We start from the raw sequence: 23,284 nt of genomic DNA, 5'->3' as shown, positions 1-23,284 counted from the left end.
GATGAGTGAGATTGCAGTAATTGATATTGGAACAACGAAAATAGCTTTTGCCTTAGCAAAAATTGAGAATGGGAAATTAAAAATCAAGTTTCTTAGAAGTTATCCTTCTTCGGGTTTAAAGAAAGGTAAAATAGTTGACATGGAAGCAATGAGCAGTTCTATTAAAAGGGCTTTACAGGATATAGAGGCCACTACAGGATTAAAGATGAGAAAAGCATATGTCTGTGCCTCAGGAAGTGATATCAAAGGTATGTACAGTAATGCAGCAGTGAAAGTAAGAAAAAAAGAAATAACAGAGCAAGATGTGGATTTAGCAATTGAAGCAGCAACTGCTATGAGGCTTCCTTCAGACAGACAGGCGGTTCATATTTTGCCTGTTGAGTTTATTGTAGATGGAGTAAATGGGATAAAAGATCCTGTTGGCATGAAGGCATTGAGACTTGAAGTAAGGGTTTATATTATAACTGCTTCATCCTCTCACATTCAGAATATTATTAGTTGTTGCAATAAAGCAGGCATTGAAGTTGAAGAGATTGTGTTGCAGAGCATAGCATCCTCTGAGGCTACACTTACAGAACATGACAGAGAAATGGGAAGTGTGGTTGTTGATATTGGTGGAGGAACTATTGATATTGCCGTGTTTTATGATGGTTATTTACGGCATGTTGCAACATACGGCATCGGAGGCAATCACATTACAAGTGATCTGGCAATAGGTTTAAAAATACCATTTGGAAAAGCGGAGAGAATAAAGACTCAGTTCGCAGTTGCAATGCCTGATGTAAGCTTTGGTACTTTGAAACTCAAAGAAAATGAAAAAGAGATAGAAATTGTTGGAGTAGATAAGCATTCCATAAAAATTCCCTTAAATGTAATAAAAGAAATAGTTTATGCCAGATGTGAAGAAATACTTGAAATTATTAAAAAAGAGCTTGATTCAACTCAAGTTGATTCAATATCTTCAGCAGTATTTACAGGTGGGACTTCTCTTTTGCAGGGTTTTGTTTCTCTGGCTGAGGGATTTTTATCAATTCCCGCAAGAATAGGAAAACCAGATGTAGGACTTATGGCAATAACTTCAGAATTTGGTTTAGAGGATGATTCTGTTAATGAGGAAGGAATAGATGGAATTTACAATCCTGAGTTTTCTTCCACTATAGGCAGTTTTATTTATGCATTAAAAACAAGAGATTTTAATGAATCAATTTCAAGCTTTGAAACTATATTTAATAAAATTACCACTTGGTTTGAAAAAGGATTGAAGAAGTTTATATAAAATCAAAGAAGGAGGGATAAAATGTTTGAAATTGAAGAAGTGGAAAGACCTGTAGCAAAAATAAAGGTTATAGGAGTTGGAGGTGCAGGAACAAATGCAGTAAATACAATGATTTCTTCAGGCATTTATGGAGTTGAGTTTATAGCAGTCAACACTGATATACAACATCTTGAAATATCCTTAGCTCCTGTAAAGGTGCAGATTGGAAAGGAGCTTACAAAAGGGCTTGGAGCAGGTTCTGATCCAGAACTTGGTAAAAGATCAGCGATGGAAGACAAAGACACACTTCTTTCCTGCATTGAAGGCTCAGATTTAATTTTTATAACAGCCGGGATGGGTGGAGGAACAGGAACAGGCGCTGCTCCTGTAATTGCTTCTTTAGCAAAGGAACTGGGAATACTGACAGTTGCTGTTGTTACAAAACCATTCTATTTTGAAGGTAAAAAAAGGCTTCACAATGCAGTTGTCGGCATTAAAGAGCTGAAAAAATATGTGGATACAATAATTATTATTCCCAATGATAGAATTCATATGGTTGTTGAAAAAGGAACTCCTCTTGTAAAGTCTTTTGCAATTGCCAATGACATTTTAAGGCAGGCTGTTCAGGGAATTTCAGATCTGATTTTAAGTCCTGGATTTATAAACAGAGACTTTGCAGATGTAAGAACTATTATTGAAAACTCTGGAACGGCTGTAATCGGGCTTGGAACATGCACAAAACAGGAAGGAGCAGCTGAGGCAGCCCGTAGAGCAATCAATAATCCACTGCTTGAAGAAACATCAATAGAGGGTGCAAAAAGAATCCTGATAAACATTACAGGAGGATTTGACCTTACTCTTGATGAAGTTCAGGAAATTGCTGGAACTGTTTATGATGTTGCCCATGAAGATGCAAACATTATTTTTGGAACTGTTATAAAGTCTGAAATTGAAAATGAAATATTTGTTACAGTTATTGCAACAGGATTTGAAGATAAAACTGAAGAGCTCCATTTAAGCTCCGCTGAGAAGTGGATGCCAAAAAGTAGCAGCATTTCTTTGAAAGAAACAAAGAGAATTATCTCAAAAGATATTAATTCTCTTTCTTCATTAAAAATTCACCCAGCAACTGAGAGTCAACCAAATTCAGAAAAAGCTTTATCTACTCTCTCTGTAAATAAAGAAGTTGACAAAAGCTTTGAAACCAGTAAAGAGTCCTTCTCTGTAAATTCAAAATTCAAAGTTCAAAGTTCAATTGAAGAAAAATCAACTACACAGGACTCTGAAGCATCTATAATTGTAAAAGAGCCTTCAAAAGAGATTCCTTCAGAGATTGAGGATGAAATTGATATTCCAGCCTATTTGAGAAAGAAATATAAAATCTTGAATGAGAAAAATATCTGACAGAATTGATGCTTTTCTGAAAAAAGAAAAGGGTACAATTTTTAAAGAGCATGGTGGCAGAATAAAGATATGTCTCATATATCCAAATCTATATCAGGTTGGCATATCAAACTTAGGATTTCAAGCTGTTTACAGACTTTTTAATCAAAGAAAGGATGTTGTTTGCGAGAGAGCTTTTCTTCCAGAAAAACAGAATAATTTTATAACTCATCCCCTTGTATCCTTTGAATCAAAAACACCTCTTTATGAGTTTGATATAGTGGCTTTCAGTCTTTGCTTTGAAAATGACTATCCAAATATTCTAAAAATATTAAAATTTGGCAAAATTCCTTATTTTACTTCAGAGAGAAGTTTTAATCATCCATTTGTTGTTGCTGGTGGAGTGGGAGTTTTCAGCAATCCTGAACCAGTGGCAGAAATTTTTGATGCTTTATTTATTGGTGAAGCTGAAGAACTTATTGATAAATTCATAGAAGTCTACAAAACTGTAAAAGAAAGTTGTTTCACTAAGGATTTTAAAGAGAATCTAAAAAAAGAGCTTATGAAGCTTGATGGCTTTTATATTCCAGAAGCATACGAAGAGGTATATTTCCAAGGAAAATTAACAGGAAGGAAAGCTTTATGGAAAAATGCTCCAGAAAAAATTAAGAAGGTTTACTGTAAAGATTTTGCAGAAAAATTCAATTTTTCTCAAATAATTACTGAAGAGGCTGTATTTTCAAGCATGTTTCTTTTAGAAACTATGCGAGGATGCCCTTTCAGTTGCAGATTCTGTCTTGTTGGATATGTTTATAAGCCTGTAAGGAAAGCTTCCTTTGAAAAATTAAAAGAGATAATTGACAATCTGAAACCCATTAAAGCAGGAATAATAGCTCCTTCTCTGACAGCTTACAGTGATTTAAAAGAACTGCTCAAAATACAGGGTGTTGAATTATCTTTTACTTCTTTAAGGGCAGATAAAACAACCATTGAAATCTTAAAAAATCTTGCCTCACAGAGAACCATTACTCTGGCTCCGGAGGCAGGTTCTCAGAGATTAAGAAAAATAATAAAAAAAGAAATCAGCGAAGAGGATCTCCTCAACATTGCAGACAAACTTAAAGAAACCAGTGTGGAAACTCTGAAGCTTTACTTCATGATTGGACTTCCTTTTGAAAAAGATGAAGAGATTGATGAAATAGTCAAACTCATTAAAAAAATCAGAGATATTTTCCATCGCAGGATAACGGCAAGTGTAAGCGTATTTGTTCCAAAACCTTTTACTCCATTTCAATGGCACAGGATGGAGGAGTATGAAAAAATTAAAGAGAAACTGAAAAAATTGAAAACAGATACATGGCAGATTAAAGGATTCAAGCTTTTTCATGAAGTGCCAAAATACTCTTATATGGAGGGATACTTTGCAAGAGCCTCAAGAAAAGCATTTTCAGTGATTAAAAGAATTTCAGAAGGAGAAAACTTTGGAAGAATTTTTGATGAGGTCAAGGAAAGTCTTTATGAGATAAAATCTTTTAAAGACTATCTACCATGGGATTTTATTGAACATGAAGGATTAACTAAAGAGGCTTTATGGATGGAGTATGAAAAAGCTAAGGCTTTAGCCTGCCAAACTGATAACATTTAAATAAATCTGGTGCATTTTTTCTGCCAGTTAACACCATTGCTCTGAATCTACAACCACCTCTGCATTCCTGAAGAAAGGGACAGTTAGTTTTAGAACAGTCAAGCTCTTTTAATATAATCTGTTTTTTCTTTTTCCATAGGTTTTCCAATCCTTCATCAATGTTTCCTATTGGTTCATCTTCATAAAAAGAGCAAAAGGCTACAAGACCTGTAGCAAGCACAGTAAGTAAATGAGCACCGCATCCGTATTCTTCTGCTTTTGGATGGTCTTCCATGGAGAATCCATATCTTTGCATGATTTTATATGCCTCTTCTGGAGGTACCCACACTTCCTGATGAAGCTTTAAATTTCCTGTTATTGTGAGAGCATCCACTGTCCATTCCCTTATTTTTAAGCCTTTAATAAGGTTTTCCAGTTTGTCAAACTCTGTAAGATTGCCTTTGTGAATTACTGTTGCTATAGATACCTGAAATCCGTATTCAATTGCCCTTTTTATTGCATCTATAGTTTTATCAAATGTTCCTTTTCCTCTTAAGCTCTCATGCCCTTTTTTCATTCCGTCAAGACTTATCTGAATCTCTTCTACATTAAGATTTTTCAATATTTTATCATTGAGTAAAAGGCCGTTTGTAAAAAGAATTTTTCTTATAGCAAGTTCTTTTATAAAATCATTGATTTTTTCAAATTCAGGATGCAGCAGAGGCTCTCCACCGGTAATTAAAACTCTCAATCCTTGCATTTGTTCAAATTCTTTGAGAATTTTTTGAATTTTTTCAAAAGAGAGAGTCTGTGGTTTCTGTCTATCAACAAAACAGTGCTTGCATCGGAGATTACATTGATTTGTAATTTGTAGCTCAAGATATCTAAGTGAAGGAATTGGTGATTGTTTAATGAGAGTTTTAATTCTTTTTTGAGGCTTTTCAGTAAGAATTCCTTCTTTTATGCAGTATTCTAACAATTCCTTTGCATTTTTTATGTTTAAAAACCTGCCCTTTTCAATATTTTTTAGTATTTTTAATGCTTTGTCATCAATGCTGTATAGCTCATCTGTTTTTATGTTATAAAGTGCAGGAAATTCAATAAGTTTGATAAAAAAATTTTTATTGAGAAAGAATTTATCAGATTTCATAAACAGAAAGTCTTTCTGGAATTCTACATATAAGTCCAAATTTTTCTTCTATGGAGTTTTTAAAAGCCTCAATAACTTCTGCTTCACCGTGCACGAGAAATATTTCTGGCTTTGTTTTTATTGACTCAATCCACTGAAGAAGTTCATCCCTGTCAGCATGGGCTGAGAAACCACCAATTGTGTAAACCTTTGCTCTTATAGGAAGAGTTTTTCCGAGAATTGAAACTTCTTTTTCTCCATCAACAATTTTTCTTCCCAGTGTTCCTTTAGCCTGAAATCCTACAAAAATGATACTGCATTCCTCTCTGTCAATATTATGATAAAGATGGTATACAATTCTTCCACCCTGACACATTCCGCTTCCAGCAATAATAACAGCGTTTGATTTGATTGAATTAAGCTTTTTTGATTCTTCCACAGTTTTAACGAAGTGAAGCTTTATTGATGTGCGAGCTGGATTTCTCATTTCTTTTAAAGCTTCATCATCAAAAAGCTCTGGATGGGAAAGATATATTCGTGTTGCTTCTTCAGCAAGGGGGCTGTCAAGATAGACATTTACAGGCTGAAGAAGTCCCTGTCTTACAGCTTTGTTGAGAATATAAAGCAAATCCTGGGTTCTTCCCACAGCAAAAGCTGGAATTATTACATTTCCTCCTTTCTGAAAGGTATCTTTTATTGCCTGAATAAGCTCTTTAATGCTTTCATTGAGAGTTTTATGAATTCTGTTTCCATAGGTTGACTCTAAAATGAGATAGTCTGCCTCCTGTGGAACTTCTGGGTCTCGCAAAATAGGATAATCACTTCTTCCAATGTCTCCTGAAAATACTATTTTTTTACCATTAACATTTAATTGAACAGAGGCTGCTCCAAGAATATGTCCTGCATCAAAAAGTTTTATATCTATTCCGTTAAAATTTAAAGTTTTTTGATATGGAAGTATTTCTATTTGTTTTAATGCTCTGTATATGTTTTCTTCATCATAAAGGGTTTGTTTATAGTTTTCATTTTTTTGCACTTTTAAAGCATCAAAGAGCATAATTTCAAGAAGGTCCTTTGTAGCCGGAGTTGTTATAATTTTGCATCTCAAGCCCTCTCTTATAAGTTTTGGAATAAGGGCAGAATGGTCAAGATGGGCATGGGTAAGAATAACAAGGTCAATTTTCCTTGGATTAAATGGAAAAGGCTCATAATTAAGGTATTCTTTATCATTTTCCTGAAAAAGTCCGCTGTCAATGAGAATATTATGTTTTTCAGCTTCAAGCAGAAAGCATGAACCTGTAACAGTCTTCGTCGCTCCAAAGAATTGAATTTTCATTAAAGTATGTTAAAATAAATTAAAATTTTAAGTAAAGGAGGCAGATATGCCTGCTATTTTGTCAAAAAAAGCTGAGCTAAAAAAACTTATAAAAAAAGTTAATGAAGACAAGACTCCAATTATTTTAGTGGATGAAGATGGTCAGAGTGCCATTTTGTTTTCTATGGAAGATTTTGAATCAATGAATGAGACCATATATTTACTGTCTTCAAGAATAAATGCTGAATGGCTCAATCAATCAATTCAACAGGCTGAAAAAAAAAAGAGTATAAAACACTCACTCTTTCAGAGTTAGAGGAAATGATTAAATGAATATAAAATTTACCCAAAATGGATTCCAAGATTTTATATTCTGGATAGAAAATGATAAAAAAAAGGCTAAAAGAATTTTAGATTTGATAAAGGATATTCAAAGACATCCCTTTACAGGAATAGGTAAACCAGAATTTCTCAAATATAGTTTGCAAGGTTTTTGTTCAAGATCGTTTAATTTATAAAATTGAGGACAATGATATCATCATTGTTTCTTGTAGATATCATTATTAATTACTTATGATTTATCTTGACTACAACGCGACAACACCTCTGGAACCAAGAGTAAAGGAAGAGATAATAAAAGCTTTTGAAGAATTTGGAAATCCTTCAAGTTCCCATGAATATGGTAAAAAAGCAAGACAGATTATTGAATCTGCAAGAACAAAGGTAGCAAACCTTATTGATGCAGCCCCGGAAGAAATAATTTTTACATCAGGAGGTACAGAATCAAACAATCTCGCCATATTTGGTAGAGCAATTTGTTTTGATAGTGGGCACATAATTACATCTAAGATTGAGCATCCGTCAGTTCTCAATCCATGCAAGCAGCTTGCACGCATGGGATATGAGGTTACTTTTTTACCTGTTAGTTCAAAGGGAGTGGTTGATCCTGATGATGTTAAAAAAGCAATCAGGAAGGATACAATCCTTGTAACAATAATGCATTCAAATAATGAAACAGGAGTAATTCAGCCAGTAAAGGAAATTGCCGAAATTCTTATGGAAAAGGAAATACCCTTTCATACAGACTGTGCTCAAAGCACAGGAAAGGTGAAAGTTTCTGTTAAAAAACTTCCTGTCAGTATGCTTACTTTAGCTGGACACAAATTTTATGCACCTAAGGGAACAGGAGTGCTCTATCTAAGGAAAGATTTTTTTATAAAGCCTTTGCTTTTTGGTGCATCCCATGAAAAAGGATTAAGACCTGGAACAGAGAATACTCCATACATTGCAGGATTGGGAAAGGCAGCAGAGATAGTATCTGAAGAGTTTGATACAATCACCGAGCATCTTAAGCATGTGACAGAGCCTTTGCTTAAAGGATTAATTGAAATTCCAGGAATTAAGCTTAATGGAGCAGAAGCACCGAGACTTCCAAACACAATAAATGTTTCAATAAAAGGCATAATAGCTGATGAATTTGTTGAACGAATCTCACACAGAGTAGCAATTTCAGCAGGTTCAGCCTGTCATGCAGGAATAAGAAAACCAAGCCATGTTTTGCTTTCAATGGGACTGTCTGAGGATGAAGCCCTTTCATCAATAAGAATAAGCACTGGAAAATTTACAACACTTCAGGAAGTTATGGAAGCCATTGAAATAATAAAGCAAGAGCTTAAAACTTAGAACGTCTTGCAGGCAAAGCTTTAAAAGAAGTATCAGCACAAACCATTTAAAGTGCAGATAATTTAACAGAAGCCAGAAGGAAGTTATGGGAGAGCAAGTGGGGAAGGATTTATCCGAACGCTTTAGAATGTATAAAGTTTTTGCAGTGATAAACCATTTGAATGAAAAAATGGATGAAAACACCCATTTATGAATTTACACAAAATTATTGACATTACCGTAAAATTTTAAATCATTGACAAATTCCTTCTTTTTCTTTTATCTTAGTAAGTGCTTACATGCTGATATTCTAAGGGGGCAAAATGAATATAGTTAAAATAATTTCATTAATCTTTTGCTTTTTTATTCTTTTTTCCTGTTCAAAACCCGCTCCTAAAAAGCAGTCACCTCCTGTTCCTGTTATTGTTGCCCGGGCAGTTATTAAAGATGTGCCAGTTCAGATTACAGCAGTTGGAAATGTGGAAGCCTATTCTTCAATAACAATAAAATCAAGAGTTGAAGGACAGCTTATTAAGGCAAACTTTAAAGAAGGAGATGAGGTCAGGAAAGGACAGCTTCTTTTTGTGATTGATCCAAGACCATTTGAAGAAGCAGTAAGACAGGCTGAGGCAAATCTTCTTAGAGATAAAGCTCAACTTGATTTCGCAAGGGTAGATCTTGAAAGATATGATGAACTCCTGAAGGAAGAACTTGTATCAAGACAGCAGTATGAGAAAATTCGCACAAACTACGAATCTCTTAAGGCAACTGTAAAGGCAGATGAGGCAATCCTTAACAATGCACGACTGCAACTCAATTACTGTTATATTTATTCACCTATTGATGGCAAAATTGGAGCATTGCTCGTTCATCCCGGAAATATGATAAAGGCAAATGATACACAGATTGCAACCATTAATCAGATAATGCCTATATTTGTTCGCTTTTCAGTACCGGAGCAGGAACTCTTTAGAATCAGGAAGGCGATGTCTGAGGGAATGCTTAAAACTGAAGCAGTTGTTAAAGGTGTTGATGCAAGCTATACTGCACAGGGCAGGGTTGTGTTTATTGACAATGCTGTTGATGTGGCAACAGGAACAGTAAAGATTAAAGCAGAGTTTGCCAATAAAGACAAAATGCTCTGGCCCGGGCAGTTTGTTAATGTTGTTTTAACCTTAGGAATTAAGAAAAATGCTGTGGTTATTCCATACAGAGCTCTTCAGACAGGACAGAAGGGTCAGTATGTATGGGTTGTTAAAGATGACAAAACTGCTGAAATGAGAGAAGTTACACCCGGACTGAGAATAGGTGATGATGTAACAATAGAAAAAGGATTGACCCCAGGGGAAACTGTTGTTATTGATGGGCAGTTGAGACTTACACCAGGAGCAAAGGTGGAGATTAAAGAGTAATGAATCTTTCCCAGATTTTCATTCAGCGTCCTGTAATGACAACTCTTTTAATGGTTGCTATTGTTGTTTTTGGATTGGTGGGATATCGTTATCTTCCAATAGCTGAACTTCCCAATGTTGATTTTCCAACTATACTTGTTTCTGCATCACTGCCAGGTGCTTCTCCTGAAACAATGGCATCTGCTGTTGCAACTCCGCTGGAAAGAGAGTTTTCAACAATTTCTGGCTTAAAGTCAATGAATTCTGTTAATGCAAAGGGTCAAACTCAGATAACCCTTGAGTTTGACTTAAACAGAGATATAGATGCAGCAGCACAGGATGTGCAAACAGCAATTGCAAGGGCAAGCCGCCAACTTCCTTCAAATATGCCAACTCCTCCAACTTACAATAAAGTTAATCCAGCTGATATGCCAATTCTATATTTTGCAATTACTTCTTCCACAATGCCTCTTTACAGGCTTCATGAGTATGCAGACACACTTTTAGCTCAAAATATTTCAATGGTAAATGGAGTTGCACAGGTTCAAATATTTGGAGCTCAAAAATATGCTGTAAGAGTAAGAATAGATCCGCGGCTTATAGCAAGCAAGGGAATTGGAATTGATGAGGTTGAACAGGCAATAAAAAAGGGAAATGTGGAGCTTCCTACAGGCACACTTTATGGTAATTATCAGGCTTTTACCATTGAGGCAACAGGACAGCTTTTCAATGCCTCCCATTACAATGAGCTGATCGTAAAGAGTAAAGAAGGCTCTCCTGTAAAAATTAAAGACATTGGAGAGGCTATTGACAGTGTTGAAAATGATAAGCTTGCTGCATGGTATGGAAGTGGAGGAAAGCTTCAAAGAGCAATGGTTCTTGCAATTTACAGACAGCCAGGAACAAATACTGTTAAGGTAGCTGATGATGTCAAGAAAAAAGTGGAAGAGTTGAGAAAACAGATGCCAGCAAGTGTTTCTCTCCATCTTCTTTATGACCGCTCTGAGTCAATAAGAGATTCAGTAAGAGATGTGCAGTTTACTTTGCTTTTTACAGTGTTTTTAGTGGTTATGGTAATCTTTGTCTTTTTGAGAAGACTTTCTGCAACTGTAATACCATCTGTTGCTCTGCCAATCTCAATAATTGGAACATTTGCTGTCATGTATCTTCTTGGTTATAGCCTTGATAATCTCTCACTCATGGCACTTACTCTTTCCATTGGTTTTTTGGTTGACGATGCAATTGTTATGCTTGAAAATATTGTCCGACATGTAGAAAAAGGAGAAAACCCATTTGAAGCAGCTTTAAACGGCTCAAGAGAGATATGGTTTACAATTCTTTCAATGACTCTTTCGCTTGTTGCAGTTTTCATTCCTGTGCTTTTTATGGGTGGAATTGTGGGAAGGCTCTTTAAGGAGTTTGCTGTAACCATTTCTGTGGCAATTTTAATTTCAGGACTTGTCTCATTAACTCTTACTCCAATGATGTGTAGTAGATTCCTTAAAGTGGAAAATCATAAACATGGAAGACTTTATAATGCCCTGGAAAAGGGCTTTGAGTGGATGATTAATGTTTATAAAGTGAGTTTGAGCTGGTCTTTGAAACATCATAAATCAATTATGATCGGCTCTGCTGTGATTTTATTTCTTACAGTCTATATTTTTATAAAAATTCCAGCTGGTTTTCTTCCAAGCGAAGATAAAAGCCAGATTTTTGTGATTACAGAAGCCTCAGAAGACATATCCTTTGATGAGATGGTGAGACATCAGCTTAAGTTAGCTGAGATTGTCTTAAAAGAGCAGGCAGTTCAGGATTTTATGACATCTGTTGGACCAGGTCCTGCCTCTCCTGCTCCAAATATTGGAAGAATGTTTATGCATTTAAAACCTATTTCAGAAAGACCTCATGTGGATAAATTGATCGAGCAACTAAGACCCAAGCTTAATTCAATTCCTGGACTTAAAGTATATCCTCAAAATCCTCCAACAATCCGTATAGGAGGCACTCTTACAAAAGCTCTTTATCAATTTACTCTTTCAGGAAGTAATTTACAAGAGCTTTATTATTATGCCCAGATTCTGGAGCAGAAGATGAGACAGATTCCAATTATTCAGGATGTCTCATCAAATCTTCAGATAAAAACACCTCAGTTAAACATAGAAATTGACAGAAAAAAAGCAGACTCTCTTGGTGTCACAGCAGAGCAGATAGAGAATGCTCTATGGGATGCCTTTGGAAGCAAATGGATTTCAACAATTTATGCTCCCAATAATCAGTATCAGGTTATAATTGAATTAAAGCCTGAGTATCAAAAGGATCCATCAGCACTTTCCATGCTTTATATTCACTCTTCAAAAGGTGAACTTGTACCTCTTAATTCAGTTGCCACTGTATCTGAGAGCATTGGTCCATTGACTGTCAATCATACAGGTCAGCTTCCCTCAGTCACAATATCATTCAATCTTAAGCCAGGTGTTTCTCTTGGTGAAGCGGTTACAGAGATTCAAAAGATTGCGAAAGCAACTTTACCAGATACAATAATGACAAATTTTCAGGGTGCAGCTCTGGCATTTAAGGAATCTTTTCAGGGACTGTGGTTTTTGCTTATTGTTGCAGTTTTTGTTGTCTATTTAGTTCTTGGAATTCTTTATGAAAGCTTCATTCATCCATTAACAATCCTTTCAGCACTTCCCTTTGCAGGATTTGGAGCACTTGTGACTCTATTGATTTTTGGAGTTGAATTAAATATTTATGCTTTCGTGGGAATAATAATGCTTATAGGACTCGTAAAGAAAAATGGAATCATGATGATAGACTTCGCCCTTCATGCTCAGAGAAATGAAGGTATGAAACCAGAGGAAGCAATTTACAGTGCCTGCCTTATAAGATTTCGTCCAATAATGATGACAACTGCAGCAGCACTCTTTGGAGCTTTACCAATTGCTCTTGGAATTGGCGCAGGCGGTGAGGTTCGTCAGCCTCTTGGACTGGCTGTTGTAGGAGGTTTGCTTTTCTCCCAGATGCTTACACTTTTTGTCACTCCTGTGTTTTATCTATATATGGACAGACTTCATAAGTGGCTTGGCAGGAAAAAACATTTATGATATAATTTGAAAAAAATGGAGGTGGCATATGGAGCTTAAATCAATAAGAGTGGAAATTCCTGAAGGATGTAACATAATAGTTGGACAGACCCATTTCATAAAAACTGCTGAAGACCTTTATGAAATACTTGCAACCCATATTCCCCATGCAAAGTTTGCAGTTGCCTTTACAGAAGCATCAGGTCCGTGTCTTATTCGTTCTGAAGGAAATGACGAAGAACTAAGAAATGTATGCATTAAAAACCTTCAAAACATAGGCGCAGGTCATGTATTCTGCATCCTCATTAAAGGCGCTTTCCCAATAAGTGTTTTAAATGCAATTAAAATGTGTCAGGAAGTATGCAGTATTTACTGTGCAACAGCAAATCCTCTTGAAGTAGTTGTTGCTGAAACAGAGCTTGGCAGAGGCATTCTTGGGGTTATTGATGGTTTCTCCCCAAAGGGAGTTGAAAAGGAAGAAGACCGCCAGCATAGAAAAGAGTTTTTGAGGAAAATCAAATATAAAATTTAATAAACAATCTCGGATTTACGGTAATCCTACTCCTTCAATAAAATTACCACAGTTTGTGCATCGTGACTGTTTTATGTTGATTTTATTGATAAAAAATCCGAATCTTTCAATGAGAAGGTTCTTACAATTAGGACAGTAAGTATTTTCACCTCCTTCACCAGGAATATTACCAACATAAACAAACCTGAGCCCCTCCTCAAAACCAATTTTCCTTGCTTTTCTCAATGTCTCAGGAGGGGTTCTTGGTTTGTCAGTGAGCTGATATGTGGGATAAAACTGGGTTACATGCCATGGAATTGAAGGATCAATTGATACGAGAAAACGGGCTGTATTTCTTAAAAATTCCTCTGAATCATTTAAATCAGGAATAATCAAAGTTGTTACCTCAACCCATACTCCCAGTTCTTTAAGTAGTCTTATATTTTTCATTACAGGTTCAACCCTTGCTCCACAGATTTTTTTGTAAAAATCATCATCTCCTTTAAGGTCAACATTTATTGCATCAAGATAGGGTGCAACAAATCTCAAAGCTTCCTCTGACATGTAACCATTACTTACCCATACATTTTTAATTCCTTCTTTATGAGCTAAAACCATACATTCATAGGCAAACTCAAGAAATATCGTTGGTTCAGTATAGGTATAGGAAATACTCTTACATCCGCTTGTTCTTGCCTCCTTTACTACATCTTCAGGCGTAAAATCTTCACCTGGAATGTCTTTATAAAGCTTTGGATACTGTGAGATTGTATAGTTCTGGCAATGAAGACAACGGAAGTTGCATCCAACTGTAGCAATTGAATAGGATACAGAGCCAGGATAAAAATGAAAAAGAGGCTTTTTCTCAATGGGATCAATGTGGTAAGCAATTATTTTTCCATATACAAGACTGTAAAGTTTGCCATCTCTGTTTTCTCTCACTCCGCAGATACCTCTTGCATCTGGAGAGATTACACAATGTTGATTACAGAGTCCGCATTTTACCTTTCCATCAGATAGTTTTTCATAAAATAAAGCTTCTTTCATGATTTTTTGCCTCTGCCTTTAGCTTTTTTAGTTGTAGAACCTCTTTTACAAACTCTTCTTCCTCTTTTTTGAGGCTTTTCTTCCTCTTCTGGTTTATCAGCTTCATGCTCTTTTTGAGTTTCTGTAAGTCTGTATTTGAGCATAACAATTCTTTCAGCTTCAAGCCAGTTATCAAGGTCTTTTCCTGGAATGCATCCGCTTTTAACATAAAGTTCATAGGCAACCTGTCTTATTTCCTCTTCAAGTTTTTCTCTGTCAATCATTTTTACACCTCCAATTCTTTTTTTAAGTATAGCAAAAATTTCATAATTTTTTTATGCTATAATTTTTTCTATGCAATACACAATTGATTCTATAGGAAGTATAAAAATTTGCCAGCCTGAGGAAGGTTATCGTTTCAGTGTAGATGCTTTGATTCTTGCTCATTTTGTTAATTTAAAAAGAGTTAACAAAATTGTAGATATTGGTTCAGGAACCGGAATCATTGGAATTATTCTTGCAAAAAAATATCCAGAAGCACATATTACAATGATAGAAATTCAGCCAGAACTTGCAGAGCTTGCTCATATAAGTTCTGAATTAAACAATATTGCAGATAGAGTCAATATATTGTGTGCGGATGCTAAAGAATTTAAGGATTCTGGCTATGATCTTGTAATTTCAAATCCTCCATTTAGAAGACTAAAAACAGGTAAAATGAGTCCTCTGGAGAAAAAGGCTTTGGCAAGGCATGAATTGACTCTTACAGTGAAAGATCTCTCCCAAATTAGTCAAAGAGTATTAAAGCATAGAGGCAGACTATACATGATTCATCTGCCAGAAAGACTGACTGAAATTATTAAAATAATGGGAAATTATTCTCTTGAAGTAAAAAGACTTCGTTTTGTTCATTCAAAAATAAATACAGATGCAAAAATGGTTCTCATAGAGGCAGTAAAAGGAGGAAAGATTGCTCTCAAAGTAGAACCTCCGCTTTTTATTTACAGAGAAAATGGAAAATATACAGAAGAGATGGAATTAATATATAAATTATGATTTTTCATCATAAATCCCACCTAGCAGTTACATGATAGCACTATCCGATTTTTATCGTATATATCTATTTTGCTATAATAAAAATTTATGAAATCAATCAACAGGAGGATAAATGTTTCGCGATAAATACTGTGCTGAAGTTAAAGAAGAAGAAATTGGCAGTGAATTGAGACTATGTGGATGGGTTTTTCGCAGAAGAGACCATGGAGGTTTAATTTTTGTTGATCTGCGTGATAGAACTGGGATTATTCAGATTGTTTTTAGTCCTGAAATTTCTGAAGAAACCCATAGAAAAGCCCACAATTTAAGAACAGAATATGTTATTGCTGTAAAGGGTATTCTTAGAAGAAGACCAGAGGGAACTGAAAATCCAGAGATTATTACAGGTAATGTAGAACTCTGGGTTTCAGATCTTGAAATTTTATCTCCTTCAAAGTCTTTGCCTTTTCAGCTTGATGAAGCAACAGAGACAGGTGAACTTCTAAGATTAAAATATCGTTATCTTGATCTTCGCAGAGCAGAAATGCAGAGAAATTTTTTTATAAGACATAGAGTAACAATGTCAGTAAGAAACTTTCTTGATGCTAAAGGATTTCTTGAAATAGAGACTCCAATGCTTACAAAATCCACACCAGAGGGTGCGAGAGATTTTCTTGTTCCAAGCAGGCTCAATCCTGGAACATTCTATGCACTGCCACAATCTCCTCAGCTTTTTAAGCAGATTCTTATGATGTCAGGATTTGATAGATATTTTCAGATTGTCCGCTGCTTCAGAGATGAAGATCTGAGAGCAGACCGTCAACCAGAATTCACACAGATTGATCTTGAGATGTCCTTTGCTGATGTGCAGGATATATTAAAAATTGTTGAAGAGATGCTTTTTAAATGTTTCAAAGAAGTACTCTCCATTGAGATTGAATTGCCATTTAAGATGCTTACTTATGAGGAGGCAATGAATAAATATGGTTCAGATAAACCAGATTTAAGATTTGGAGTTGAGATTCATGATGTAACTGAGATTGTAAAAAACTGCCAATTTAAAGTTTTTCTTGATACTATTGAAAAAGGTGGAGTTGTAAAAGCAATATGTGGCAAAGGTTTTGCAACCTTAACACGCAGCGAGATAGATAAACTTGTAACCTTAGCCCAATCTTTTGGTGCAAAAGGACTTGCATGGATTAAAGTTAAAAATGGATTTGAATCACCAATAGTAAAATTCTTTTCTAATGGAGTTCTTAAAGAAGTTGTTGAAAGAGTAGGGGTGGAAAATGGAGACATGCTTCTTTTTGTTGCTGACAAAGCTTCTGTTGCCAATGAAGTTTTAGGAAGAATCAGGCTTGAAATTGCTGAGAAGGCAGGAATAAAAAGAGAAGGTTTTAATTTTGTATGGATAGTTGATTTTCCTCTGTTTGAATGGAGTGAGGATGAAAAAAGATTTGTAAGCATGCATCATCCTTTTACATCTCCTAAGGAAGAGGATATAGAAAAACTTTTACAAATGCCAGAAGAAGCATTCAGAGATTCTCAAAGTCCTGTAAAAGATTTAAAAGCAAAAGCTTATGATATTGTCCTGAATGGTTATGAGCTTGGTGGTGGAAGTATAAGAATTCATAAAGCAGAGCTTCAGGAGCAGATATTTAGAATACTTGGTATTTCAGAAGAGGAAGTTAAAAAAAGATTTGGATTTTTTGTAGAAGCTTTACGCTATGGAGCACCTCCACATGGAGGAATAGCGCTTGGACTTGATAGACTTGTTATGCTTATGACTGGAGCAGGTTCTTTAAGAGATGTCATTGCTTTTCCGAAAACTCAAAAAGCTTACTGTCCACTTAGCGATGCTCCTTCGGAGGTTGATTTAAGGCAATTAAAGGAATTACACATAAAGCTTGATATTTAGGTATAATTAAACAACAATGATAAAAATTCCAATTAGTAAAGCAAAGCCAGGAATGAAAATTCTTAAAGATATAACTAATGAAGCAGGCATGGTTGTGGTTCCTGCAGGTAAAGAGTTGACAGATTCTCTTATAGACAAACTTTTAATGATGAATGTAAATTTTTTATATGTAGAAGGACAAAAAGAGATGCCACCAAAGGAAGATGTTCTGGATGAAATTGAAAGAAGATTTAAAAAAGCGACTGATTCATATACTCTTTTGATAAAAACCATATTGAAGAGTCACATTGAGGAACTTTATAAATGAATGTTCAGGAAGTTGTTACAAAAATTGAAAAAATAGAGAGTCTTCCTACAATCCCTCCAATTTTAAAAAAAATTTTATCAGTTATAGAAGACCCTAAGGTGTCACTGCAAAAAATAACGGATTTTGTTTCATCTGATCCTACTCTTACTGCAAGAATTCTTAAAATGGTTAATTCTCCTGTTTATGGCTTTCCCGGAAGAATCTCCTCTGTAAGCCATGCAATGGTTATTCTTGGTTTAAATGCGGTAAAGGGACTTCTTCTGGGCGTGTCAGTTTTTGAGATAATGCAAAAAAGTATGATAGGACTATGGGAGCATTCTCTTTCAACAGCCATATTTGCAAGAATTATCGCAACTAAAAAAGAATTGCAGTCTCCTGAAGAAATCTCAATAGGAGGACTTTTACATGATATTGGAAAGGTTATTCTAATAATGGCATTTAAAGATGAATATATAAAATTAATTGACTTTGTTCAGGAAAAGGAAAGTTTTTTGTATGAAGTTGAAAAACAATATTTTAGTATAACACATGCTGAAGTTGGAGGAATTATTGCGAAAAAATGGAATTTTCCTTTGAAATTGATAGAGCCAATAATGTATCACCATAGACCTCAGCTGGCTGAAAAGTTTCAGAGAGAAACAGCTGTTGTTCACATATCAAATATACTTGCACTGGCAAGGGGAGTAGGATATTCAGGAGAAATTTTTGTTCCTTCTGTTCATCCCTTTGCATGGGAAATTTTAAATCTTAAAGCAGAGGAAATCTCAGAAATATTTAAAGAAGCAGAAGAGCCTATAACTACTTCAGGAGAAATCTTCCTTTCTGATGATTAAAAAAATTATTGTTATTGTGCGAAGTTATGAAATAAAAAAGGCTATAAAGAAAGTTCTTTTTAATTTTCCTGATGAAATTTATTATTTTGATGATATTAAAGAAGCTCTTCAGATTATATATGATGAAGTTCCTGAACTGCTTCTTGTAGAAGCAATAAATAATCCAGTTATGGAGATTTCAATCATAAATAATTTAAAAAGTGATCCTATTTTTGTCTCAATGAATGTTATAGCAATAGTATCTCATGATTTTTATATTGAAGACTGGCAGAATTTTCTTGTTGATGATTTTATAAGAGTTAATAATCTGGAGATAGATTTGCAAATGAGAATAAATCTGTGTTTTCAAAGAGTAGAAAGAGTTATAGCAACAAATCCTCTAACAAAGCTTCCTGGCAATCTTGTTATTCAGAGAGAAATTCAGAGAAGACTTCAGAGAGGAGATGTTTTTGCTCTGGCATACGCAGATTTAGATAACTTCAAGCCTTTCAATGATAGATACGGATTTTCAAGGGGTGATGAGGTAATAAAAGTAGTTGGAAGACTTATCCTCAATATGGTAAGGACAGAGCAACCAAATGGAAGTTTTGTTGGACATATAGGGGGTGATGACTTTGTTTATATAATGAGTCCTGAAAAAATTGAAGAGACAACAGAGAAAATAATAGACATTTTTGACAAAATTGTTAAAAATTTTTATGACGAAGAAGATTTAAAAAAAGGTTATATTGAATCAGTTGACAGACAGGGCAATATTCAGATTTATCCTATTATGACAATTTCTGTTGGAATAACTTCCAATCAATTTAGAATTTTCAATCATTTCAGTGAAATGGCTGAGGTTGCATCTACCATGAAGTCTATTGCTAAGAAACAAAAAGAAAAAAGATACGCATTTGACAGAAGAAGAAATATTATTTAGTCAAGAAGCAGAAGCAATTCATTTGTCTTTTCTTCAAGTTTTCTTAACTGTTGCTTTGTTTCTTCACAGTCTTTTTTTGTTTCATACAACTCATCAGCAATGTAAAGACAGGCAAGGATGGCTGCCCTAAGAGGAGGTATTGCAGAGTTTTGCTCATAAACCTTCCTCAATTTTTCATCCACATAGGCAGCCAGCCTCTGGATATATTCAGGTGATTTTTCTCCTTTTATTGTATATTTCTGCCCCAGTATATAAACTTCTGTTTTATACATTATCTGCCTCCATTTTTATTGCAGTCTGAAGGCATAGAATCTCCTCCCTTTTTCTAATAATCACAGGAGGAGATCCCTTGCTAAATTTTAAGTTTCATTCTGATGCCTCTAAATCAAGCTCTTTGAGAAGTTCTTCTATCTGTTTTTTTATTGCTTCCCTTTCAGAAAGTAAATTTTCAATTTCCTGATTCTTTGTTCTTAAAACTTCTTCCAGTGTGTTTACTTTTTTCTGCAACTCTTCTTTTTCCGATTTGAGAACTTTGATTCTTTCCAGTGCTGATGCAATTTTTTCTTCAATCATGAATTCCCTCCTCCTTTAATTTTTATTATTCTTGAAATATTTTCCTGTGTCAAAGCTTTATTAATTCTGAGATATTCAAAATAGGAAGTAAAAACTCTTTGTACATAAGTTTTTGTCTCAGCATATGGAATATCTTCCATGAATTCATCAATATCTTTATAAGAATTATCTCTAAGCCATGCCTGTACAGCCTTTTCACCTGCATTATATGCAGCAACAGCGATTACAGGATTACCAAATTCTTCAATTAGATTTTTCAAGTAAAAGCTTCCAATTAATATATTTTTATCAGGATCAAATATTTCAGAATCTTTTTTAAGTATAATACCGATTTTTTTAGCTTCTCTTTTTGCAGTATCTGGCATTAGTTGCATTAATCCCATTGCTCCAGCTGGTGATTGGGCAAAACATTCAAAACGGGATTCTTCTCTCATAATGGCAAAGAGAATATAAGGATTTATATTGATTTTTCTGGAAGCTTTTAAAACAGCATCTTTGTAAACCTGAGGATATAGAAGTTCAGGAAAGTTGAATTTCTGGGGAATCTTTGATATCAACCTTACTGAGGTAGAATAATCTCCCAGTTCATAAAGAATTTTACTTATTAATGGAATATTTTCAATTTTTCTGTTTTCTTTTAATAGTGCTTTTAATTCTCTTATTGCTTCATTATTAAACCCTGCTCTGACAAGTATGTCAACTCTTCTGGGAAGTATTATTTGATAGTTCACTGAGAGTGGTTCAGGAATATTAGAGATTTTTCCTTTCATATAAAGTAAATATGAATAAATATCTCCCTGTTGAAAGGAAACAGAGTATTGTTTTACAGGAATAACTCCTTTTATTTCATTTATCTTTTCAAGCCAATAAAGGTATTTAAGCTTACCATATGAGGAGTAAAGACTCTCAAGTATTTTTTTTGCTTCATCATATTCTTCCATAAGATAATAGTTCCATGCTAAAGACCATAGTGAATTTTCTTTTTGAGATGGATATTTGTTAATAATCATCTTAAGAGTTTTTATTGCTTCCTCATATTTACCTGCTCTTCTTTTAATATTTGCATAATTTATAAGGAGTTCTGAAATTCGCTGATCTGCTGATTTTATGTAATCAGCTATTTCCTTTTCAAAGGTTTCATAATCTTTTGCCCTCAAAAGCGCTCTTGCTCTCCAGTAATGCTCTCCTGTGTGTTTGAAAATCTCTGCTGCTTCATAGTATTTTTTCTGCATAAAAAGTGAATATCCAAGTAATGAAAGAATCTCTGATTTTTGAGAATTTTTCATAGAGAGGGCTTCTTTGAGATATTTTTCTGCTTTTTTGAACTGATAGGCATTATTTAAAGCCTTAGCTTTTTTAATCAAATCATCTATTGTTATATCATCTGAGGAAAGTTCCTTTTCTGCCTGTTGAGCAAAGGGAGAGGCAGTTATAAAAATTTCTTTAAATATTTTCTTTGCTTTTTCAAGTTTTCCAAGTTTTTTAAGATAAACTCCATATTCAAATTTTATTTTTAATTCTTCAGGATATTCATTTACAAAGGATTGATAGAGTTGTTCAAGATCAGATGAGTTAAGTAATTTTGCCAGTTCAATCTCTTCTTTCCTTGCTTCTTTAAGAATGGGGGATGTGGGATAATATTTCCTTATTTCGCTTAAATCATTTAAGGCTTCTTCATATTTTCTCATATTTTTATAAGCCTTTGCTCGCCAAAGCATTATATAATCACCAATTTCTTTGAATTCAGGCATAGCCTTTGTTAGATACTCTTCTGCTTTTTGAAACTCTCCTGAATCAAGGGAATTTTTACCTTCAATGAGATACTCTAAAGAAGAAAACTGCGATAATGTATCAGACGGAAGAAAAAGAAATAAGAGAAAAACTATTAATAAGCCTGACAGTTTCATTCCTTATTTTCCATTATCTGTTTTTGATAAGAATAAAAATTGCTTTTGATTTCCTTCAGGCTGTCACCACCAAATTTTTCCAGAAAAGCTTCCGCTATATGCCATGCCAGCACTGCTTCTCCGATAACCGCTGCAGCAGGCACAGCGCATATATCACTTCTTTCGTAGGAGGCTAAAGAAGCTTCCTTGGTGAAAACATCAACGGACTTTAAAGGTTTTCTTAAAGTGGGTATTGGCTTCATAGTAACCCTAACAATAACAGGCATTCCATTTGAAACTCCTCCTTCAATTCCGCCCATATGATTTGTTTTTCTGTAAAAAAAATTATCATAAAAAATTTCATCCATAACTTCAGAGCCAAATTTTCCACCAAGTATAACTCCATCACCAATTTCAACTGCTTTTATAGCCTGAATACTCATTATTCCCATAGCTATTCTTGCATCAAGTTTTCTGTCCCAGTGAACATAACTTCCAAGTCCTGCTGGAACACCTGTAGCAAAAACTATAAAGCAGCCACCTATACTGTCTCCATTTTTTATTGCTTGATCAATAACATCTATAAACTCTGCTTCTGTTTCTTTCCATGGACATCTAACCGGAGAATTTTCTGCCAATGTAGCAAGCTGCAGCAACTCTGTTTCATTTAAATGGGCTGTTTCAAATTTTTTTTCAGCAGAACCAATTTTTATTACAAAACTTCCTATTTTCATACCAAAAAATTTTAAAAACTGCTTTGTTACTGCACCAACTGCTACTCTCATTGCAGTTTCTCTTGCCGATGATCGTTCAAGAACATTCCGAATATCATTGTGTTGATACTTAAGAAATCCTGCCAGATCAGCATGCCCTGGTCTTGGTCTTGTTACAGGAGGTTGTGAACCTTCAAAAGATTCATCAGGATTCATTGCTTCTTTCCAGTTTTCCCAGTCACGATTTTTAATGAACAGTGTAATTGGACTTCCAAGAGTTTTTCCCCATCTTATTCCCGAGAGTATTTCCACTTTGTCAGATTCAATCTTCATTCTTCCACCCCTGCCATAACCATGTTGTCTTCGTTTAAGTTCTTTATCAATTTCTTCTTTTGAAATAGGGACTCCTGCAGGCATTCCTTCTATTATGCCTGTAAGTCCTTTGCCATGTGATTCTCCTGCTGTAAGAAATCTGAGCATAGGCATATTTTAAAAAATATCAGCTTATTTTTTCATCTTTAAAGTAAAAAATTGATTGAATTGACTTAAGTTATAAATTTTTGCTTTAATATTATAACCCACGAAGGGTAAACTTGGTCATGAAGGCCGTGGAAGGGAATGTATCCCAACCACGGCTTTTTTTATGAATTAGACTCATGAAGGGTCTAAAGCCTCTCTGAAGGGAGCAGAGTATTTATAAAAATTTTTAAGGAGGGGC

The 23,284-nt window shown here is 34.8% G+C and carries 21 protein-coding genes and 1 pseudogene; 14 read left to right on the top strand and 8 right to left on the bottom strand.

Features of this window, described 5'->3' with window-relative positions:
* The first annotated feature begins 1 nt into the window (after position 1).
* The 3 genes and pseudogenes from ftsA (at position 2) to ACYQ3X_RS04695 (ending at position 4,283) form a co-directional block, all read left to right on the top strand.
* Positions 2-1,276 (top strand): cell division protein FtsA, encoded by a 1,275-nt coding sequence (gene ftsA, locus ACYQ3X_RS04705; protein ID WP_460180664.1) that lies wholly within the window; start codon positions 2-4, stop codon positions 1,274-1,276.
* 21 nt (positions 1,277-1,297) lie between these two features.
* Positions 1,298-2,374 (top strand): annotated as a pseudogene (ftsZ, locus tag ACYQ3X_RS04700) (cell division protein FtsZ); the annotation flags it as partial.
* A gap of 268 nt (positions 2,375-2,642) precedes the next feature.
* Positions 2,643-4,283: a radical SAM protein gene (locus tag ACYQ3X_RS04695; RefSeq protein WP_460180663.1), complete on the top strand. Its 1,641-nt coding sequence runs from the start codon at positions 2,643-2,645 to the stop codon at positions 4,281-4,283.
* Here the strand turns inward: ACYQ3X_RS04695 and ACYQ3X_RS04690 are convergent.
* Positions 4,249-5,412 carry a radical SAM protein gene (locus tag ACYQ3X_RS04690; RefSeq protein ID WP_460180662.1) on the bottom strand — a complete coding sequence of 388 codons (1,164 nt, stop codon included), beginning with the start codon at positions 5,410-5,412 and terminating at the stop codon, positions 4,249-4,251. The two genes, ACYQ3X_RS04695 and ACYQ3X_RS04690, sit on opposite strands and share 35 nt — an antisense overlap.
* Positions 5,402-6,727, bottom strand: coding sequence for an MBL fold metallo-hydrolase RNA specificity domain-containing protein (locus ACYQ3X_RS04685; RefSeq protein ID WP_460180661.1), 1,326 nt, complete (start codon positions 6,725-6,727; stop codon positions 5,402-5,404). Before ACYQ3X_RS04685 ends, ACYQ3X_RS04690 begins: the two co-directional genes overlap by 11 nt.
* Positions 6,728-6,773: 46 nt before the next feature.
* Between ACYQ3X_RS04685 and ACYQ3X_RS04680 the strand changes: the two genes are divergently transcribed.
* The 6 genes from ACYQ3X_RS04680 (at position 6,774) to ACYQ3X_RS04655 (ending at position 13,374) form a co-directional block, all read left to right on the top strand.
* Entirely contained in the window at positions 6,774-7,022 is a 249-nt protein-coding gene (locus ACYQ3X_RS04680) for a type II toxin-antitoxin system Phd/YefM family antitoxin (RefSeq protein WP_460180660.1), read from the top strand.
* A 13-nt stretch (positions 7,023-7,035) separates the two neighbouring features.
* Positions 7,036-7,224, top strand: coding sequence for a Txe/YoeB family addiction module toxin (locus tag ACYQ3X_RS04675; RefSeq protein ID WP_460180659.1), 189 nt, complete (start codon positions 7,036-7,038; stop codon positions 7,222-7,224).
* Positions 7,225-7,279: 55 nt separating this feature from the next.
* Positions 7,280-8,389: a cysteine desulfurase family protein gene (locus ACYQ3X_RS04670; protein WP_460180658.1), complete on the top strand. Its 1,110-nt coding sequence runs from the start codon at positions 7,280-7,282 to the stop codon at positions 8,387-8,389.
* A gap of 302 nt (positions 8,390-8,691) precedes the next feature.
* Entirely contained in the window at positions 8,692-9,780 is a 1,089-nt protein-coding gene (locus ACYQ3X_RS04665) for an efflux RND transporter periplasmic adaptor subunit (protein ID WP_460180657.1), read from the top strand.
* Positions 9,780-12,863, top strand: a complete 3,084-nt coding sequence (locus tag ACYQ3X_RS04660) for an efflux RND transporter permease subunit (protein ID WP_460180656.1) — start codon at positions 9,780-9,782, stop codon at positions 12,861-12,863. The genes ACYQ3X_RS04665 and ACYQ3X_RS04660 overlap by 1 nt, the downstream gene beginning before the upstream one ends.
* 28 nt (positions 12,864-12,891) lie before the next feature.
* A complete protein-coding gene (locus tag ACYQ3X_RS04655; RefSeq protein WP_460180655.1) occupies positions 12,892-13,374 on the top strand; it encodes an adenosine-specific kinase in 483 nt (160 codons plus the stop codon).
* Between the two features lie 15 nt (positions 13,375-13,389).
* Here the strand turns inward: ACYQ3X_RS04655 and amrS are convergent, their stop codons facing one another.
* The gene (gene amrS / locus ACYQ3X_RS04650; protein ID WP_460180654.1) at positions 13,390-14,400 is read right to left on the bottom strand and encodes an AmmeMemoRadiSam system radical SAM enzyme; all 1,011 of its coding nucleotides are present in this window, start codon (positions 14,398-14,400) and stop codon (positions 13,390-13,392) included.
* On the bottom strand, positions 14,397-14,663 hold the full coding sequence (locus ACYQ3X_RS04645; protein WP_460180653.1) for a DUF2934 domain-containing protein: 267 nt from the start codon (positions 14,661-14,663) through the stop codon (positions 14,397-14,399). Before ACYQ3X_RS04645 ends, amrS begins: the two co-directional genes overlap by 4 nt.
* 70 nt (positions 14,664-14,733) lie before the next feature.
* On the opposite strand from ACYQ3X_RS04645, the gene ACYQ3X_RS04640 reads away from it, so the two are divergent.
* The 5 genes from ACYQ3X_RS04640 (at position 14,734) to ACYQ3X_RS04620 (ending at position 19,394) form a co-directional block, all read left to right on the top strand.
* A complete protein-coding gene (locus ACYQ3X_RS04640) occupies positions 14,734-15,435 on the top strand; it encodes a tRNA1(Val) (adenine(37)-N6)-methyltransferase (protein WP_460180652.1) in 702 nt (233 codons plus the stop codon).
* A gap of 112 nt (positions 15,436-15,547) precedes the next feature.
* Positions 15,548-17,332 (top strand): aspartate--tRNA ligase, encoded by a 1,785-nt coding sequence (aspS, locus tag ACYQ3X_RS04635; RefSeq protein ID WP_460180651.1) that lies wholly within the window; start codon positions 15,548-15,550, stop codon positions 17,330-17,332.
* A 16-nt stretch (positions 17,333-17,348) separates the two neighbouring features.
* Positions 17,349-17,639 carry a hypothetical protein gene (locus ACYQ3X_RS04630; protein WP_460180650.1) on the top strand — a complete coding sequence of 97 codons (291 nt, stop codon included), beginning with the start codon at positions 17,349-17,351 and terminating at the stop codon, positions 17,637-17,639.
* Positions 17,636-18,472 carry an HDOD domain-containing protein gene (locus ACYQ3X_RS04625; RefSeq protein ID WP_460180649.1) on the top strand — a complete coding sequence of 279 codons (837 nt, stop codon included), beginning with the start codon at positions 17,636-17,638 and terminating at the stop codon, positions 18,470-18,472. Before ACYQ3X_RS04630 ends, ACYQ3X_RS04625 begins: the two co-directional genes overlap by 4 nt.
* Positions 18,465-19,394 (top strand): GGDEF domain-containing protein, encoded by a 930-nt coding sequence (locus ACYQ3X_RS04620; protein WP_460180648.1) that lies wholly within the window; start codon positions 18,465-18,467, stop codon positions 19,392-19,394. Before ACYQ3X_RS04625 ends, ACYQ3X_RS04620 begins: the two co-directional genes overlap by 8 nt.
* On the opposite strand, the gene ACYQ3X_RS04615 is transcribed toward ACYQ3X_RS04620, so the two are convergent.
* The 4 genes from ACYQ3X_RS04615 to aroC form a co-directional block, all read right to left on the bottom strand.
* On the bottom strand, positions 19,391-19,666 hold the full coding sequence (locus ACYQ3X_RS04615; RefSeq protein ID WP_460180647.1) for a cell division protein ZapA: 276 nt from the start codon (positions 19,664-19,666) through the stop codon (positions 19,391-19,393). The two genes, ACYQ3X_RS04620 and ACYQ3X_RS04615, sit on opposite strands and share 4 nt — an antisense overlap.
* 94 nt (positions 19,667-19,760) lie before the next feature.
* Entirely contained in the window at positions 19,761-19,967 is a 207-nt protein-coding gene (gene zapB / locus ACYQ3X_RS04610) for a cell division protein ZapB (RefSeq protein WP_460180646.1), read from the bottom strand.
* Complete coding sequence (locus tag ACYQ3X_RS04605; protein ID WP_460180645.1) at positions 19,964-21,874, bottom strand: transglycosylase SLT domain-containing protein; 1,911 nt, start codon at positions 21,872-21,874, stop codon at positions 19,964-19,966. The genes zapB and ACYQ3X_RS04605 overlap by 4 nt, the downstream gene beginning before the upstream one ends.
* The gene (aroC, locus tag ACYQ3X_RS04600) at positions 21,871-23,052 is read right to left on the bottom strand and encodes a chorismate synthase (RefSeq protein WP_460180644.1); all 1,182 of its coding nucleotides are present in this window, start codon (positions 23,050-23,052) and stop codon (positions 21,871-21,873) included. The genes ACYQ3X_RS04605 and aroC overlap by 4 nt, the downstream gene beginning before the upstream one ends.
* Between the last annotated feature and the right edge of the window lie 232 nt (positions 23,053-23,284).

The sequence above is a fragment of the Thermodesulfovibrio sp. TK110 genome, assembly GCF_054658355.1.
This window is presented reverse-complemented; position numbering and strand designations above follow the sequence as displayed.

Bases quoted from the DNA above. Each gene is read 5' to 3' on its own strand.
- ftsA (WP_460180664.1), top strand. From the start codon at position 2: ATGAGTGAGATTGCAGTAATTGATATTGGAACAACGAAAATAGCTTTT.
- ACYQ3X_RS04695 (WP_460180663.1), top strand. From the start codon at position 2,643: ATGAGAAAAATATCTGACAGAATTGATGCTTTTCTGAAAAAAGAAAAG.
- ACYQ3X_RS04690 (WP_460180662.1), bottom strand. From the start codon at position 5,412: ATGAAATCTGATAAATTCTTTCTCAATAAAAATTTTTTTATCAAACTT.
- ACYQ3X_RS04685 (WP_460180661.1), bottom strand. From the start codon at position 6,727: ATGAAAATTCAATTCTTTGGAGCGACGAAGACTGTTACAGGTTCATGC.
- ACYQ3X_RS04680 (WP_460180660.1), top strand. From the start codon at position 6,774: ATGCCTGCTATTTTGTCAAAAAAAGCTGAGCTAAAAAAACTTATAAAA.
- ACYQ3X_RS04675 (WP_460180659.1), top strand. From the start codon at position 7,036: ATGAATATAAAATTTACCCAAAATGGATTCCAAGATTTTATATTCTGG.
- ACYQ3X_RS04670 (WP_460180658.1), top strand. From the start codon at position 7,280: ATGATTTATCTTGACTACAACGCGACAACACCTCTGGAACCAAGAGTA.
- ACYQ3X_RS04665 (WP_460180657.1), top strand. From the start codon at position 8,692: ATGAATATAGTTAAAATAATTTCATTAATCTTTTGCTTTTTTATTCTT.
- ACYQ3X_RS04660 (WP_460180656.1), top strand. From the start codon at position 9,780: ATGAATCTTTCCCAGATTTTCATTCAGCGTCCTGTAATGACAACTCTT.
- ACYQ3X_RS04655 (WP_460180655.1), top strand. From the start codon at position 12,892: ATGGAGCTTAAATCAATAAGAGTGGAAATTCCTGAAGGATGTAACATA.
- amrS (WP_460180654.1), bottom strand. From the start codon at position 14,400: ATGAAAGAAGCTTTATTTTATGAAAAACTATCTGATGGAAAGGTAAAA.
- ACYQ3X_RS04645 (WP_460180653.1), bottom strand. From the start codon at position 14,663: ATGATTGACAGAGAAAAACTTGAAGAGGAAATAAGACAGGTTGCCTAT.
- ACYQ3X_RS04640 (WP_460180652.1), top strand. From the start codon at position 14,734: ATGCAATACACAATTGATTCTATAGGAAGTATAAAAATTTGCCAGCCT.
- aspS (WP_460180651.1), top strand. From the start codon at position 15,548: ATGTTTCGCGATAAATACTGTGCTGAAGTTAAAGAAGAAGAAATTGGC.
- ACYQ3X_RS04630 (WP_460180650.1), top strand. From the start codon at position 17,349: ATGATAAAAATTCCAATTAGTAAAGCAAAGCCAGGAATGAAAATTCTT.
- ACYQ3X_RS04625 (WP_460180649.1), top strand. From the start codon at position 17,636: ATGAATGTTCAGGAAGTTGTTACAAAAATTGAAAAAATAGAGAGTCTT.
- ACYQ3X_RS04620 (WP_460180648.1), top strand. From the start codon at position 18,465: ATGATTAAAAAAATTATTGTTATTGTGCGAAGTTATGAAATAAAAAAG.
- ACYQ3X_RS04615 (WP_460180647.1), bottom strand. From the start codon at position 19,666: ATGTATAAAACAGAAGTTTATATACTGGGGCAGAAATATACAATAAAA.
- zapB (WP_460180646.1), bottom strand. From the start codon at position 19,967: ATGATTGAAGAAAAAATTGCATCAGCACTGGAAAGAATCAAAGTTCTC.
- ACYQ3X_RS04605 (WP_460180645.1), bottom strand. From the start codon at position 21,874: ATGAAACTGTCAGGCTTATTAATAGTTTTTCTCTTATTTCTTTTTCTT.
- aroC (WP_460180644.1), bottom strand. From the start codon at position 23,052: ATGCCTATGCTCAGATTTCTTACAGCAGGAGAATCACATGGCAAAGGA.